Source organism: Thiobacillus denitrificans DSM 12475, assembly GCF_000376425.1.
Taxonomy (GTDB): Bacteria; Pseudomonadota; Gammaproteobacteria; order Burkholderiales; family Thiobacillaceae; genus Thiobacillus; species Thiobacillus denitrificans.
Genome location: NZ_AQWL01000008.1, coordinates 92,448 through 105,780, shown reverse-complemented (window position 1 = coordinate 105,780; position 13,333 = coordinate 92,448). Strand labels below are relative to the sequence as shown.

Here is a 13,333-nt window from a genome sequence, read left to right as displayed (position 1 = left end):
CATCGGCGCCCGGATCGTTCGGGCGGTGGCGAATCTGCCCTGATTCACCACCGCCTCGGATGCCCCAGGGAATTCGATCCACCCATGCCATGGCCCGTATTGCGTAGCCCGCGCAATACGGGCCATGGCTTTTTCAGATTTCTGAATCTCGCCCATCGCGGCGCTAGTCGATCGGCTTTACAGGAACGGCTCGCCATCAGCACAATCGCTGCCAGGGCACGCCCGCCAACGACGACGAACTTCACGACCGATGACCTCGTGGTCATCATGCAGGCCACGCTGGCCGGTCAGGGATTGGACATGCCGCGGGCAACCGTCGCCGAACTGACCCGTCGGCAATTATGGTTGTTCGCGCGCCAGGGCTTGCTGACGGCGTGAGGCTGACCGCGGCTCCGGGCACCCGAATCCCCCCGAAATGATCGTGCATGGCTCAATTCAATGTTTCGTGAGGCCGGAATAGGCTAGTCCGCATCCATCCGGCAGCATGTCCCGCCTGCCGTCCGTGTCGCTGGCCCGGCTGACCTGGAGGCTGCTCGCCAGCCTCTATTTCGTCGGCTTTTTCCAGCGTGTCGCCCTGGCAGTGATGGTCGACGAACTGATGCGCGACTTCAGCATTGCCGCGACGATGCTCGGCAACCTCTCCGCCATCTACTTCTACGCCTACGCCGCCATGCAGATTCCCAGCGGGCTGCTTGTCGATGCCGTGGGCCCGCGCCGGGCGGCCATCGCTGCGGTCATCGTCTTCGCCATCGGAATCATGCTGTTTGCACAGGCCGATGACTTGTGGATGGCCCGTCTTGGCCGGGGGTTGATCGGCGCCTCCATCACCGTCGCGTTCGTCGCCTGCATGAAACTCGCCGGCCACTGGTTCCCGGCCAACCGCTTCGCCACCGTAGCAGGCATCTCCCTCCTGTTCGGCAATCTCGGCGGTGTGCTCGCCGGAGTGCCGCTGTCGGAAGCGGTTGTCGGCGTGGGATGGCGCGCTGCGATGCTCATCAGCGCGGGCGTCATCCTGACCGGTTTTTCTGGCTGGCGCCTGCTGCTTACCGGGTTTTTCTGCGCGGTTCTTTTTTTATATTTCCAATTTTCCTGTCTTTGGGCGTGTCTTTTCGTTCTGCAAGTTGTTTTTTGAGAGCATTCATTTCTTCTTGCAGTTTGGCGACGCTCGCCTTGCGTTGCGTGACTCGCTCGTCCCAGCGGCTTACGGCCGCATCACGCTCCTTGATGGCGGCTTCGACTTCGGCTTGGGCACTCGCAAGTATTTGCTCCTTTTCCTTGAGAAGCACTTCAATGGCCGGCATCTTGCCCGTGCGCTGCGATTCCAGGCTTTGTGCGAGTCGGGCGGTGAGGTCATTTTGCAGTTTGAGCGCCTGTTCCAGTGTCTTGATGTCCATGCCGTACGCTCCTTAAATTTTGACGTTGAAATTGTTGATCGGTAACGGGATAGCGGTGCCGGTGTGGATGTAATCCCCGGTGGTGATGTTGCCCATCAGCACGATCTTGTTGCGGTTGGACAGCGACATGGCGTTGACGTTGGCCGCGGCCTTGACGTGATTTCCCATGGCGATCAAGTGTCCGCCCCACAGGCGCACGGTAGCGCCCACGTCGCTTGCCTCGGCGCCGAGGTGGTCGCAGATATTATTGTTGAAGGCCACCTTCTCGAAGCGCAGGTCGATATCGTCGGTGAACTGGATGCGCATGAATTCCACCAAGTGGGTACGGCCCGGGCCACGGAAGTGGTTATCGTTCACCTGCGCGCTTCCGAACATCAAGGCAATCTCGCCAGCGGCGAGGTTGTAATGCAGGGCAAGCGGCCCGATCAGCAGTAATGCGCGGTGTTCTTGCAGGGGATCGAACCTGGCGGGCTGGGTATAACCGACGCGGTTGCCGCTGATCTGGCAGGCCGGCATCCAGCCGCCGATGCCGAGGGCACTGACGGCGGTGACCTGGTTGCCGTCGGCGGAGATTCCAGTGTCGAGCACCTCGCAGTCTTCGATGCGCAGATGGGAGCCGGAAGGCGTCCACACCTCTTCGGCGTACACGCCGATGCCCACCGATAAAGCCGAAGCGTAACCGCAGTTGAGCACCCGGTTTTCGAGCAGGGCAACGGTGCCGCGCACGAACAGTGCCATCCCCAGAAGCAGGCAGGATTGCAGGGTGTTGCCGCTGACCTCCAGGTCGGTTTCCTGCGTGCAGGTGATGCCGGTGCCTGCCTGGTCGATGCGATTGTTCGCGACGCGGTTGCGCTCGCCTTCGCTGAGATGCACGGCGAAGAATAATGCGCGCATGTCGTTGTGCTCGATACGGCCGCCGGTGCAATCATCCACCCGCACGCCGTACCATCCGCCGCCTGCACCGTCGAGGTGATTGCCATTGACGACCGGCCCGGCGATGCGCGAGACGACGACGCCTGATTGCGGGCCCAGCAATTGATTGTCGCGCACTACGGCATGATCGGCCCCAAGGCCATTTTTTGCATCGGCGCCGCAATAGATGCCGGCGGGCACCGTCAACTGGCCCTTCTGGGCGATCGCTCCCAGGATGTTGGCTGCGATGCTTGCATGAGCGCCGCTGACCCGGATGCCACCCCATGCAGCGGAGAGCAGGTCGATCTGGTTGCCGCGCACCTCGCATAGCGCGGCGTCAATATCGATGGCGTAGAGGCGGGTATTTAGATATTGGCGCAGTTGCGCGGCATCAGAGGGAAACGTGTCCTGCGTGATGCCGGCGCTGCGGCTGATGCGGTTGTCAGCAATGAGCGAACCCGCGGCCTGATGGCGCAGCAAGATGCCAACCCAGAAATGGCGGATGCGGTTGTTCTCGATGCGGCAGGCCTGGGTGTGATCGGTGTCGATGCGTATGCCGTATTGACCGAGGGAACTGCCGTCCTGGCCGAGGAACACGCCGGTGATGCCTGCGATGGCGTTGTCGTTGATGCGTAGACCGTCCTGATAATCGCTACTCAGGATGCCGATGAGGAAGTTGTCCAGGCGATTGGCGGTCAAATCGACATCCCTTGCGCCGCTCAAATTGATGCCGACGTAGGAGGGTGGCACTTGCGGCGGCGTGACCGTGACGGCAAGCACGCAGTGCTCCACCCGCACCCGCATGCAGTTTTCGAGGTACAACAGCGCGCCGATATTATTGGCAGCGGCGGCCGTCGCCTCGAAGCGTATGCCTTCGACGGTGATGTCGCTCACCGGCGTGGTGGCGTCGCCGATCTGCAAGCTTCTGTCGAGCCCCGCCGAGCGCACGATGGCGCCGGGGCTCTCGCCGCGCAGGATGATGCGTGACGAGCGCACCTGAATGGCCGCGCTGATGTTGTGCACCCCCGTTTTCAGGCACACGCAACCGCCTTGGTCCGGCAGCGAGTCGATCGCAGTCTGGATGTTTTCGCCGGGCGCGACATTGACGGTGCAGCATCCGCCGCATTCGGGCGGCCATTCCACCCGGCAGTCGGTCTCGTCGTCGGGGAAGGTGACGATGGCCAGCCGCGCATAATGTCGATGGATGCCGCGCGGCGGTGCTTGCGTGTAGGTTTCCACCGAAGTGTTGGCGGTGCGCGCCGCGGACACCCAATAGTCCCCGCAGTGGAATCCTCCGCCGGAAGGATCGAGTTCGAACTGCACTTGTATGCCGCTTTCCAGCACCACCCAGACACCCGCCGCCGGCACCGGGATCAGGCCGCTACTGGCCGCCGCGTCGAGATTGACGATGACATTGTCGTTGGCGTCGCGCACCGTACCCTTTTGATCCCAGCGGCGTACGCGGGTGTGGCGCGCGTCCAGCGTGTCGGTGCCGCCGACGGGAATCAGATTCGCCGGCAATGCGGGTGAAAAGCTGATGGTCTGCTTGGCGTCATCGACGGTGATCTTGCGCATCACCCCGCGGCGCAGCGCCGGGTCGCCGTTCTCGCCTGAAAGCTCGCGCCGGTCGTCTAGGATCTCCACCCAGTCGCCGGTGTTGAAACGCAGCACCGCGTCGCGGCCCAGGCTGGCCAGCTTGAGCTCGGTGGCGGTCGCGGTATGGGAGACGATTTCCGTCACATTGCTCGCCACGCTGGCGTTATCGCGTGACCACTTGAACGTCGCCGCGCCCATGGCGCCGCCGTCATGTATCTCGATGCGATAGAGCTGATTCTCCAGCCCGCGATAGCCGCCGCTGGGCGGCAATTCGCAGGGATCGAGATCGGGCGGCACGCCCTCCGCCTTGATGGAAATGCGCCCGGCCGATGGCGCAATGAGCGTTTGCCAGCCGGCCACTGCGCTATCAGGGGTGGCGCAGTCGGCGCTGTCGACATTGGCCAGCAGGCGCACCTGCCACACGGTCTGCAGGCGTGTGGTGGTATCCACACCCACGGCACGTTCCACCAGATCGGGTTGCTGGAGATGGGTGAGCTCGCGCTGCCACACTTCGAGATAGGCGAGGTGCGGTCCGCCGCCAGGCAAGGCTGGCGGTGCAGGAAAATACGGCTGCTGGTTGTACGCCAGCGCCGTTTGTCCGCGTAGCTCGGCGAGCACCGCATCAAACTCAGGGGTGCCGCCGCCGTGATTCTCCGCCAGCAGCCCGTCCACATACATGCGGCCGCGGCCGATGGTGATATCGCCTCCGGCGGCCAGTATCTTGAACGCGTCCGGGGTCTGCGGCGAGACAACCGCCACGCCGGCGATGCCCGGTGTCGGATGCACCCCGAAGGTATCCACGCTCTCGGCGCGCAGGCGCCTGTCCAGCACTGCCACCCACTCGTTCCAATCCGAATCCAGTTGCACGCGTCCTTGCTGCATCAGGACGCCGGACAGGTCGATGCGGGGATCGAATCGAACCCGGCTGTAATCTCCACTCATGACTATTCCCCTTATCGTGGCGGCAGCGCCGCCCTCTAGCTTCCGTAAATCAATCCCGCTTCCAGGCCAAAGCGCAGATATTCTTCCAGCCGCACGCGCAGATTCGTCTCGCGCTGCGGCTGATACAGGCCGTGCAGCACGCCCATCTCGCTTTCGTCGTGGGCACCGCGGCGGATCTTGTCCGGAGTGCTCTGCCGCAACTGGCAATAAGCGGGGTCGCCGTAACGCAGCGAGGTGAAGTGCGGCCGCGTTTCCTGATCGCCTTCTTCCGGTTGGCAGTGATAGCGGCGCGGCGTGCGCGAGCCGGGCGGCACCCAGGAAAACCGCACGCAGCCCTGCTGACGGCGCTCGGTCCACAGCGGCGCCTTCCATGTGTCAGCGCCCGCGTCGAGTGCGGCGACAAACAGGCAATCGCTGGCCAGCGTCAATTGCTGAGTGTGGACCTTGCCGATGACGGTGCAGCTTTCCAGCGTGAGTGCGCCGCCAGGTGCGAGTGCGTCGGTGCCGGGGCCGCGCAGGGCGATGAGATTCTGCGCGGTTGCATCCACGATGCACTCGATTAGCGAGACTTCGGCATCGGCGGCGATATGCAGCGGCGCGGTGATGCAGCGTTCCAGTTCCACCCTGGCGAAAGCATGGCTTACCACCAGGCCGGGATCGTGGTCTTGCGGCGGCGATCCGTCGCCCTTGCTGCGCGGGCCGGGGATCAGGGTGCAATCGCGCAGCACGAGATGACGCGGTTGAGTGTCCGCGAAGGCGGCCATCATCAGCGTGCCGCCGCTGATCACCCAGCCGTCGAGGATCAACGTGGCCCCGGCGCCGAGATTGAGTGCGATGTCGCCGCTCGCTGCCAGCAGCGGGCGTGCGCCATTGACCGCGCGCAGCACGACCGTCTTGCCGGCATTCACCGTGATGCTGGGCGTCTCCACATAACGGCGACAGTCGGTCACTTCCACCGTGCCGCCGTTCTGCACCGCGTCGAGCGCCAGCTGCAGCGCTGCACCACCCTGCACGGTGTGCACCGGCGTGACCGCTACGGCCGGATCACCACGTTCGTATTCGCCGCCGCCGATGGCGATGGTGTAGCCGTAATGAAAGCTCACCAGCGGAGCGGCGGCAGGCGCGTCGGCGAACGCAATGCGGCCCAGCACCGGATCAATGGCCACCAGCCCGGAGCCGGCAGCAGGCTTGTGCGCCCAGGCGATGACATTGCCGCCGCCGTCCTTGATGTCGCTGAGATCGCAGATGCGGATGTGATTGCGCGCAATCAATTGCGGCGGATTGCCATCCAGCTCCAGACACAGACTCTTGCCGCTGCCGTAGTAGTCGTCGAGACGGGCCTTGAGCAAGCGGCGCGCGAGCGGCATCGGCACGTTGCGCGGTTCGGCGAGATGAGTGATCTCTTCTTCCGTCTCCGGCGTGTTGTAAAGCGCCATGTCGACACCCAGCGGATTGAAGCGGAAGCACAGGCCGCCGCCGATGGCTGGATCGGCCACGGCTGGCGAGCGGGTCAGCGGAAACGCGCGCACCCGCCACAGATATAAACCGATGTTGGGAATATTGTGGCGCGCGGCGCCGGTGCTGATGCGCCGCACATCCACGGTGTGCGCGATCGCATCGAAGGCGGTGTCGCGCCAGTGTAGTCTTTCCTGGTTGCGCAGATCTGGCGCATAGTGCGCCCCCATGCGCAGATGATTCATGTTCTGCGCCCAGCCGAGCAGTTGAAAGAACTCCACCGCCCGCGCCGGCCAGCCGGTGACATCGCGCGCCAGTTGCTCGAGCATGGAAGCCGTGCCCTTGCGGCGGCGGTAGCGGATGGTATTGGCCACGTCGGCGCGCGGTGAAGCCACATTGGGCACGACGCCATGCAAGGTGCGATAACCGATGAGGTCGCCGATGTAGGGCGCCACCCACGGCGCGCAGGTCTCGATGAATTGGTCGTCGTAGAGTTGTTCGAGGTTTTCCTCGATGGCTGCCACCTGCTCGGCGATCAAGGCGAGCAGCTCGCGCAGCGGATAGCCCTGTTCCGCATCGCGGATGCGGTGGATGGCGGGCAGCAGTTCGTAGAGGCGATCGGCGGCAGTGTTCACGTCATCTCTTTCAGATAATCAAACGGCCCGGTAGCGAGCAGCAACAGCTCGGCGGCGATGCCCTTGCCCTGTGCATCGACCGCCGCTGCAGAAGGCGTCAGGCGTTCTTCCAGCGCGATGGCAGTACCGCGGTAGAAGCGATCCAGGTCCACACCCAGCACACCCTCCACCTGCTGAGCCACGGCGATGATCTCGGAGCGCGAGACAATCTGGCCAAAGTCGCGCGCATTGAAGGAAAAGGCGTCACGCAGCGCAGCCTCGACGTCGGCCAGCACCTTCTTGCCATCGTGATCCGGGTCGCGTTTGACGCGCAGCGCAAGGCGAAAGGTCGCTTCGTTGTATGCCGCTGTTTCACAGTGCGCCAGCGGGTCGCCGTTTTGTTTGAGCGCGTTGAGCAGCTTGGTAAGCGTCGAACCCGGTGGTTGGCCGCCGTCATCGCCGGCAACGCTGATGAATACGGTGCGCCCCGCGCGGGTGTTTAGCACGGTGGCCTGGGCCCTGGCGATGCCGGCGTAGGCGCGCGCATAGTCTTCGTAATCCTTCACCGAGACCACGCGCCCGAGCGTGCGTACGCCGAGCGGTATATTGCGCCGCGCATGGTCTGCGCTGTCCGCATCCACGCCGCCCTCTGCAGGCAGCGGGTTGCTCGCCGCTTTCAGGCCCAGCGGGCGCGTGAGCAGCTGCGAGAGCTGGCCGGCTTGCAGGTTGCCCGCCGTGCCGATGCCCTTGCGATAAACGGCGCGAACATTATCCTGGCCGGTGGGCAGGCGCGCGCCGTGGCGGCCGTCGCCGAACTGGATGGTTCCCGCACCGTCTTCGTCCACGCGCAGTACGTAGGCGCGGTCATCGGTGCCGGCGCGGTAGAGCGTGGGTGTCTCGTTCCAGCGGATGTCGTTGACACGAACCTCCAATGCGGCCTCGGCACCGGTCTCCCTCTCGGCGGCAACGTAGGTCAGCGGTGAGTGTTTGAGGGTGTAGCGTTGATGGGAGAGTTGTGCCGCGCCACTGCCGAGGATCTGGTGCACGGTCTCGCCGTGCACGGCGAGCGCGACGTTGGCGTAGAGCTTGACGCTGCCGCGCTGGTACTGATGCTGCAGCGAGGTGGTGAAGAAAATCTTGCTGGTGTCGCCATCCGGCTCGGTCTTCAGTAGCGTCAGCACTTCGCTCGCCTCCTCGCCGGCGGTGGTGGTTCCACTGAGTATCAGCGTGCGGCCTGGCGCAAGTTCTTCAACTTTGCGGTCCACGCGCAGCAAGTCTCCCGCCACGTCGGTTGTGATGGGCGTTTCCGCCAGCGCCAGTTTTTCACTGGTTGCGAACACCGCTGTCTCGCGTAGCCGTTCGTTGAATAGCTCGCGCAGGTTCTCGCCTTTCACCGTCAGCCGCGTGGTCTTGCCGGCAAGAGTGAAGCTGGCGCGCGCATCCTCGCCCGCGGTATCGACCTGATACAGCTCCTGATACTCGGGTATGGACAGCACCAGCCAGCCGTCGTGCACGATCTGCGGATAGAGCGCGTCCAGATGCAGCGTATGGACGTTGCGCGGATAGAGTCGCTCTTGCGGGATGATCTGCCTGGCCACCCCCGGCGGCGTCCACGACAGCTTGATGGTCCCCGCGCCGCCGTTCTCGTAATACTCCAGTTTGATGTCGTATTTCTTGCCGGCGCTGAGCGTGATGCTGCCGCTGTTTTCGGTAGCGCCGTGATCTGTCCAGTTGTTGATGATCAGGTGATTGTCGACCCACAAGCGCACGCCGTCATCGGAGGTGGTGTGGAAGCTGTATGTGCCGGACGACGGTGCATGCACCCAGCCTGTCCAGCGCACCGAGAACGTGTCGGCGCCGATCAGCGCATCGGGCGAGCCGCTGCCCCAGTCGAAGTCAACCGTGGTGTCGGTGCGGACAAGCTTGCGACTCGTGAGATTGATGTTGTCGAAATATTCGCCGAAGAGACCCATGCCGGTGGCAATGCTGCTCGGCGGATCGGAGATGTCGGCGATGGTGAAGCCGGGCCATTCGGTGGCGGTGACGGCCGAGCCGGCCGGCAAGCCCAGATAGCCGCATTTGATGTCGTTGGACATCACCCGCCAGTCGGGGGCGTTGTAGCCGAACAGCGAGGCGCGCTGGCGCAGCGCGTACACCTTGGGATTGGCCGATGGCGCGACGTAGGGCAAGGCGGTACCCAGGCCGCGATCCAGCGTGACCACGGTGCGATCGGCGGTGCTGTCGAGCGCCACGTCTTGCGCGCGGCGGAAATCCCAGTTTTCGTTGCCCGTATTGTTTTCACGCTCCGTGCCGACGAACAGCAGCGCGTCGCCCGCCTTGAGTTGCGTCGCGACGCCCTGCAGGTAAACAACCCTGGTGCCGAACACCGGCAGTCTCATCTCGCGCATTTTCGGCAGCAGGACGTTCCATGCCGGCCGCGCCTCGATGCTCTCGACAGTCTCGAAGATCTGCGGCTTTTCGTCGGGGCCGGGCATGCTCTGCACCTTGATGCCGACGCCCAGCGTCACCCTGTCGGGCACCCCGGAAGCCTGCCTGGGTTCGGTGCTCGCGGGTTGTGGCGTCGGCTCTTGCAACGTGAAGGCGAGATAGGTCTCCGCAGCTACACCGGGCCGCAGGCGATAGCCGATCAGCCGTGCCAATTCGCTCAACGACAGCCGCTCGCCGGCAGTGCGCAGATAGGATTCATTGGCGAGGCGCTCCTGATAGAAACTCAGCACGTCGGCCATGCAGGCATAGGCGTCCAGCAGCGCGATGGAAAAATCATCGCTGTCGCGAGTGCGCAGTTTCGCAAGCGCGGGGTAATCCTGCGAGGACAACCGCGCCCGCAGGCTGGCCAGCACCTTGCTGTGCGTCCCGATGCGGTAGGCGATGGCGGAGAGCCCCGGGCGGTTGTAGAGCACTTCCGGCGCCTGCATGCTCACGCCTTCACAGCAGCCGCAGGCGTCTTGCGATGTACGTTCTTCGCCGCTCATTTGCCGCCTCCTGTCGAAAGTTTGAACACACCCCGTTCGGGAAAGTTGGGGTCGTTGTCCAGCCGTGCGATCTCCAGGCGTCCGATGGTCAGCACGCCGTCATCCAGTGGCTTGGGGTCGGGCGGCGCATGCAGGCGCTGCAGGGTGTTGATCACCACTGAGGCCACGCCCTGGATCGCCTGTGCCGCTTCATACAGTCTGCTGAGGTACACTGGCTGGCCGAAGGTGAAGCTGTCGGGATGGAACAGCGCAGGCGTGCCATCGTCCCGCCAGCCCCGGCTGAATACCCGCATCAGCGCGGCGCGCACGTCGGCGCGGAAATAATCGGGCTTCACGCACACCGTCATTTCCAGAAGCATGGGCACATAACTCGGGCCGTTCACTTCCAGATCGTAGCCGGCCATGCGATATCGCTCGACGTGGTCGCGGATGGTTTGTTCATAAGCCGCATCCACCTCGCCGCCACCCTTGCGATCGACGGTGAGAAATACCGTGTACCAACTGCCGGTCCAGCGGAAAGTGGCAGCGGCGCGCTGCACACTGGGATGGCGCTCGGTGACTTCCGCGTAATCCTCAGGTGTAACGGCGCGTTCCTGGGTGCGGAACGCTTCCGGTGCATCGCGCCTGATGTCCTCGGCGTTCTCCGGGTCGCTGCCGCCTTGCGCCGGAAGCGGATTCGACGCGCGCAGCAGCCGCGCATCGTTGCTGACGATGTGTGCGATGGACTCCAGACCGATATTGCCCGCCGTGCCGTTGCCGACGCGATAGCTCGCGCTGAAGGTGGTACCGCTGTCGGGACGCTTGGCGTGATAATCGTCGCCGAAACGCAGCAAGGCGCCGCCGTCGTACTCGCTTTCCACCACGAACTCGGTCGCCGCTGCATCGCTGGCGAGCAGGTCGGGGCGCGGCAGCCATGTGTCTGGCGTGCCCTGGTAATTGCTGGCGAGCGAGACGGCAGGGCGGGCGCGCTGTGGATCGGCGGCGGTGATCAATATCGCGGCATCGGCCAGCGGCGACACCTGCACCTGACCGCTGTCCAGCCGCAGGTGGTAGGCGCTCGTACCATCGGACACCGACCACATGCCATTGCCGCCTTGCACCCCCACCAGCCCTGCCTGCAACACCACGCCCTGCGCCTGCAACGCATCGTGCAGTGCCGGCGTAAAACTGCGCGTCTGTAATGCGGTGATGATGGCCGCTGTCGCGGTGAAGGCGAACAAGGGTGCAGCCGTAAGCGGCAAGGCGTGCGTGAGCGGACGTTCCAGCAGCCGCGGCCGGAAACGCGGCGGCACGGCCTGCAACGGCGGGCGCTTGCAGCTTAATACGTCGCGGGTGGATGCAAGGGTGAGCCGCGAGGCAGGGACCTCTCCCAGGTCTTCGCCCGTCAGCGTGCGGCCATGGTCGGCCAGCACGATGTTGCCGTAGGCCGCGCTCACCTCGCCGAGATAGGCCGCGCCGTGATCCTTGTCGGTGGTGGTCGACAGGCATAGGGGAAACGGCAGCGCATCCTGTTCCACCCAGCGGATTTCGGTGACATCCAGCGGATTATTGTTGGGTACCGGCAGGAACAGGCCGCCGGAGGGGTCGCTGGCCAGACGCACATCGGTGAGGCGCACTGGCCAGCGATGCGTGCGGTCGGCATCCTCGGCCAAGCCGGTGCGGGGGCCGAGCTCTTCCGCGAACACCAGCACGTCGCCTGCCTTGAGATTGGGGTAATGGCCGTTGAGCGTCGCATACGTCGCACCCCTGGGGAGGCAGCATTCACGCCCGCCCCAGGTGTAAAAACTGATGCGTTCGTGATCCTGATAGAGCAGTGTGTCTTCCACCGTCTCGAACACCAGCGAACCGTTCGCCAGTGCATCACGCAGCTGATCGCCGGACGGGACGATGCGCTCGGCTGTGTTGGGTGCGCGCGTGAGCAGCGGGGTGCCGCGCTGCATCATCACCCCGTCGTCGTTGACGAACAGCCGCACCCACACCCGCGCATTGCAGCCCTCGTGAACCCTATAGTCCACCAGCCGCGCATGGCGGCGTAGCGAGGTGCGCTTGCGCGCAGTGGCGAGGTAGGCCTCGGTGGCAACGGCGTCTTGCTGGTAGGAAAGCTGGTCGCCGACATAGGCCAGCAGTTCCACCACGGTGACGCCGATATCAGCAGCGTTGCGGCTGCGCCATTCGGGCATCAGCACGCTCATGCGGTCCAGCATCAGACGGCGGAAGCTGGCGTAATCCTTGGCGAGATAATCGAGACGCGGGTTCACTGTTGGCGGCGTCGGGCAGGGCGTCACAGTGACGCAATCGAAGTCCGATTCGCACTGCACCTTGAAGGAGAACTGAATCTCGCTCAGGCGCGGATCAAAACCTGCCGGCGGGGTGTCGCTGCCGGGTCCGCTCACCAGGCTCAAGGTATAAATGGAAAAATCGCCGTAAACTTTGGTGCGGATCACCAGGAATTCGTTGAGCGGCGCAAGGCCGTCCACCAGGCCAGGCGGTTCGCTGGCGGGCAGCGCATTGGCGATCGCGATCCACTCGATGTCCACGCTTTTGATGCGCTCGCCGCCCTCGATGCGGAGCTGGTCTTTGCCGAGTGCGGGCCCCGGGCGCAGGAATTTCACGAACAGCGTGAGCTGGCGCGCGGGATCGCCGGGCAGGCCACTGTCGTGGACCTCCAGATATTCCAGGCCGTTGAGCATGCTGTTCAGCTTCACCACTTCCCGGCGGCGCTGGTCGCAGCAGTAGTACTTCATGGCGCAACTCCAGGTGCGCTGATCCGCGCCACGCCGCGCGTTTGCGTGCGGTTTTCAATGTATTGCACGGTGATGAGCAAGGCGCTGTCCTGCGCTTGAACGTCGATGGCATCGACGGTGATGACATCACTGAGCCATTGCTGCAACGCACCCTGGATCAGGAATTGTGTAGTCGCCGCGACTTCGGGGCTGGCGGCGGCGAACACCAGCTGCATCACGCCACTGCCGAAGGAGGGCCGCATCACGCGCTCGCCTGGCGCGGTGAGTAGCACCTGTTCGATGAGGTCGCGGATGTAGCTGGACGTGTCCGTCTGCGCGGTGCGGCCGCGGCCGTCGAAATGGAATGGATAGTCGATCTGGCTCATGTCGCAAGCACCCTGGGTTGTACCACCAGTGGCAACAAGCCGGTGCCGGTTGGCACGCACACCGCCTGCCCGGTTTGCAGTAACAGCGGCGCGCCGCCCGCCAGCACCCGCACCGCGCCCGTCACCCATTGCGCGGTGACGCAGGGCGGATTGGGCGTACCAGTGAGGGCGCAGCCAGTGATCGCGTAGGGCGTGGTCAGCGTGGTCACCGGCTGGCCGCTCACCAATACGCGCGGAAAGGGCGTGAGCGGTGTCGCCGGCCCCGCATGGATGCAGGTCACCGTGGCGCCGAGATGAAGTATGGGTGCCGGCATGGTC

General features: G+C 64.3%; 9 protein-coding genes. 2 read left to right on the top strand and 7 right to left on the bottom strand.

All coding sequences use genetic code 11. The features are described from left to right. The first annotated feature begins 84 nt into the window (after nt 1-84). Together B059_RS0113375 and B059_RS19110 are read left to right on the top strand one after the other, a co-directional pair. The gene (locus B059_RS0113375; protein ID WP_018078764.1) at nt 85-378 is read left to right on the top strand and encodes a hypothetical protein; all 294 of its coding nucleotides are present in this window, start codon (nt 85-87) and stop codon (nt 376-378) included. A 106-nt stretch (nt 379-484) separates the two neighbouring features. Further along, nucleotides 485-1,132: an MFS transporter gene (locus B059_RS19110; RefSeq protein ID WP_018078763.1), complete on the top strand. Its 648-nt coding sequence runs from the start codon at nt 485-487 to the stop codon at nt 1,130-1,132. Here the strand turns inward: B059_RS19110 and B059_RS20830 are convergent. Genes B059_RS20830 through B059_RS0113340 form a run of 7 tightly spaced genes read right to left on the bottom strand, consistent with a single transcriptional unit; the run spans nt 1,044 to nt 13,329 of the window. Further along, on the bottom strand, nt 1,044-1,394 hold the full coding sequence (locus tag B059_RS20830) for a hypothetical protein (protein WP_157273699.1): 351 nt from the start codon (nt 1,392-1,394) through the stop codon (nt 1,044-1,046). The two genes, B059_RS19110 and B059_RS20830, sit on opposite strands and share 89 nt — an antisense overlap. Nucleotides 1,395-1,406: 12 nt before the next feature. Continuing rightward, complete coding sequence (locus B059_RS19965; RefSeq protein ID WP_018078762.1) at nt 1,407-4,844, bottom strand: DUF6519 domain-containing protein; 3,438 nt, start codon at nt 4,842-4,844, stop codon at nt 1,407-1,409. A gap of 35 nt (nt 4,845-4,879) precedes the next feature. Next, a complete protein-coding gene (locus B059_RS0113360; protein ID WP_018078761.1) occupies nt 4,880-6,934 on the bottom strand; it encodes a hypothetical protein in 2,055 nt (684 codons plus the stop codon). Continuing rightward, nucleotides 6,931-9,906: a putative baseplate assembly protein gene (locus B059_RS19100; protein ID WP_018078760.1), complete on the bottom strand. Its 2,976-nt coding sequence runs from the start codon at nt 9,904-9,906 to the stop codon at nt 6,931-6,933. The genes B059_RS0113360 and B059_RS19100 overlap by 4 nt, the downstream gene beginning before the upstream one ends. After that, nucleotides 9,903-12,650 carry a putative baseplate assembly protein gene (locus B059_RS0113350; protein WP_018078759.1) on the bottom strand — a complete coding sequence of 916 codons (2,748 nt, stop codon included), beginning with the start codon at nt 12,648-12,650 and terminating at the stop codon, nt 9,903-9,905. Before B059_RS0113350 ends, B059_RS19100 begins: the two co-directional genes overlap by 4 nt. Continuing rightward, on the bottom strand, nt 12,647-13,015 hold the full coding sequence (locus B059_RS0113345; protein ID WP_018078758.1) for a GPW/gp25 family protein: 369 nt from the start codon (nt 13,013-13,015) through the stop codon (nt 12,647-12,649). The genes B059_RS0113350 and B059_RS0113345 overlap by 4 nt, the downstream gene beginning before the upstream one ends. Further along, a complete protein-coding gene (locus B059_RS0113340; RefSeq protein ID WP_018078757.1) occupies nt 13,012-13,329 on the bottom strand; it encodes a hypothetical protein in 318 nt (105 codons plus the stop codon). The genes B059_RS0113345 and B059_RS0113340 overlap by 4 nt, the downstream gene beginning before the upstream one ends. Nucleotides 13,330-13,333: the final 4 nt, after the last annotated feature.

What these genes read in the sequence shown, in the direction of transcription:
- B059_RS0113375 (WP_018078764.1), top strand. Translation starts at nt 85, where the DNA reads ATGCCATGGCCCGTATTGCGTAGCCCGCGCAATACGGGCCATGGCTTT.
- B059_RS19110 (WP_018078763.1), top strand. Translation starts at nt 485, where the DNA reads ATGTCCCGCCTGCCGTCCGTGTCGCTGGCCCGGCTGACCTGGAGGCTG.
- B059_RS20830 (WP_157273699.1), bottom strand. Translation starts at nt 1,394, where the DNA reads ATGGACATCAAGACACTGGAACAGGCGCTCAAACTGCAAAATGACCTC.
- B059_RS19965 (WP_018078762.1), bottom strand. Translation starts at nt 4,844, where the DNA reads ATGAGTGGAGATTACAGCCGGGTTCGATTCGATCCCCGCATCGACCTG.
- B059_RS19100 (WP_018078760.1), bottom strand. Translation starts at nt 9,906, where the DNA reads ATGAGCGGCGAAGAACGTACATCGCAAGACGCCTGCGGCTGCTGTGAA.
- B059_RS0113350 (WP_018078759.1), bottom strand. Translation starts at nt 12,650, where the DNA reads ATGAAGTACTACTGCTGCGACCAGCGCCGCCGGGAAGTGGTGAAGCTG.
- B059_RS0113345 (WP_018078758.1), bottom strand. Translation starts at nt 13,015, where the DNA reads ATGAGCCAGATCGACTATCCATTCCATTTCGACGGCCGCGGCCGCACC.
- B059_RS0113340 (WP_018078757.1), bottom strand. Translation starts at nt 13,329, where the DNA reads ATGCCGGCACCCATACTTCATCTCGGCGCCACGGTGACCTGCATCCAT.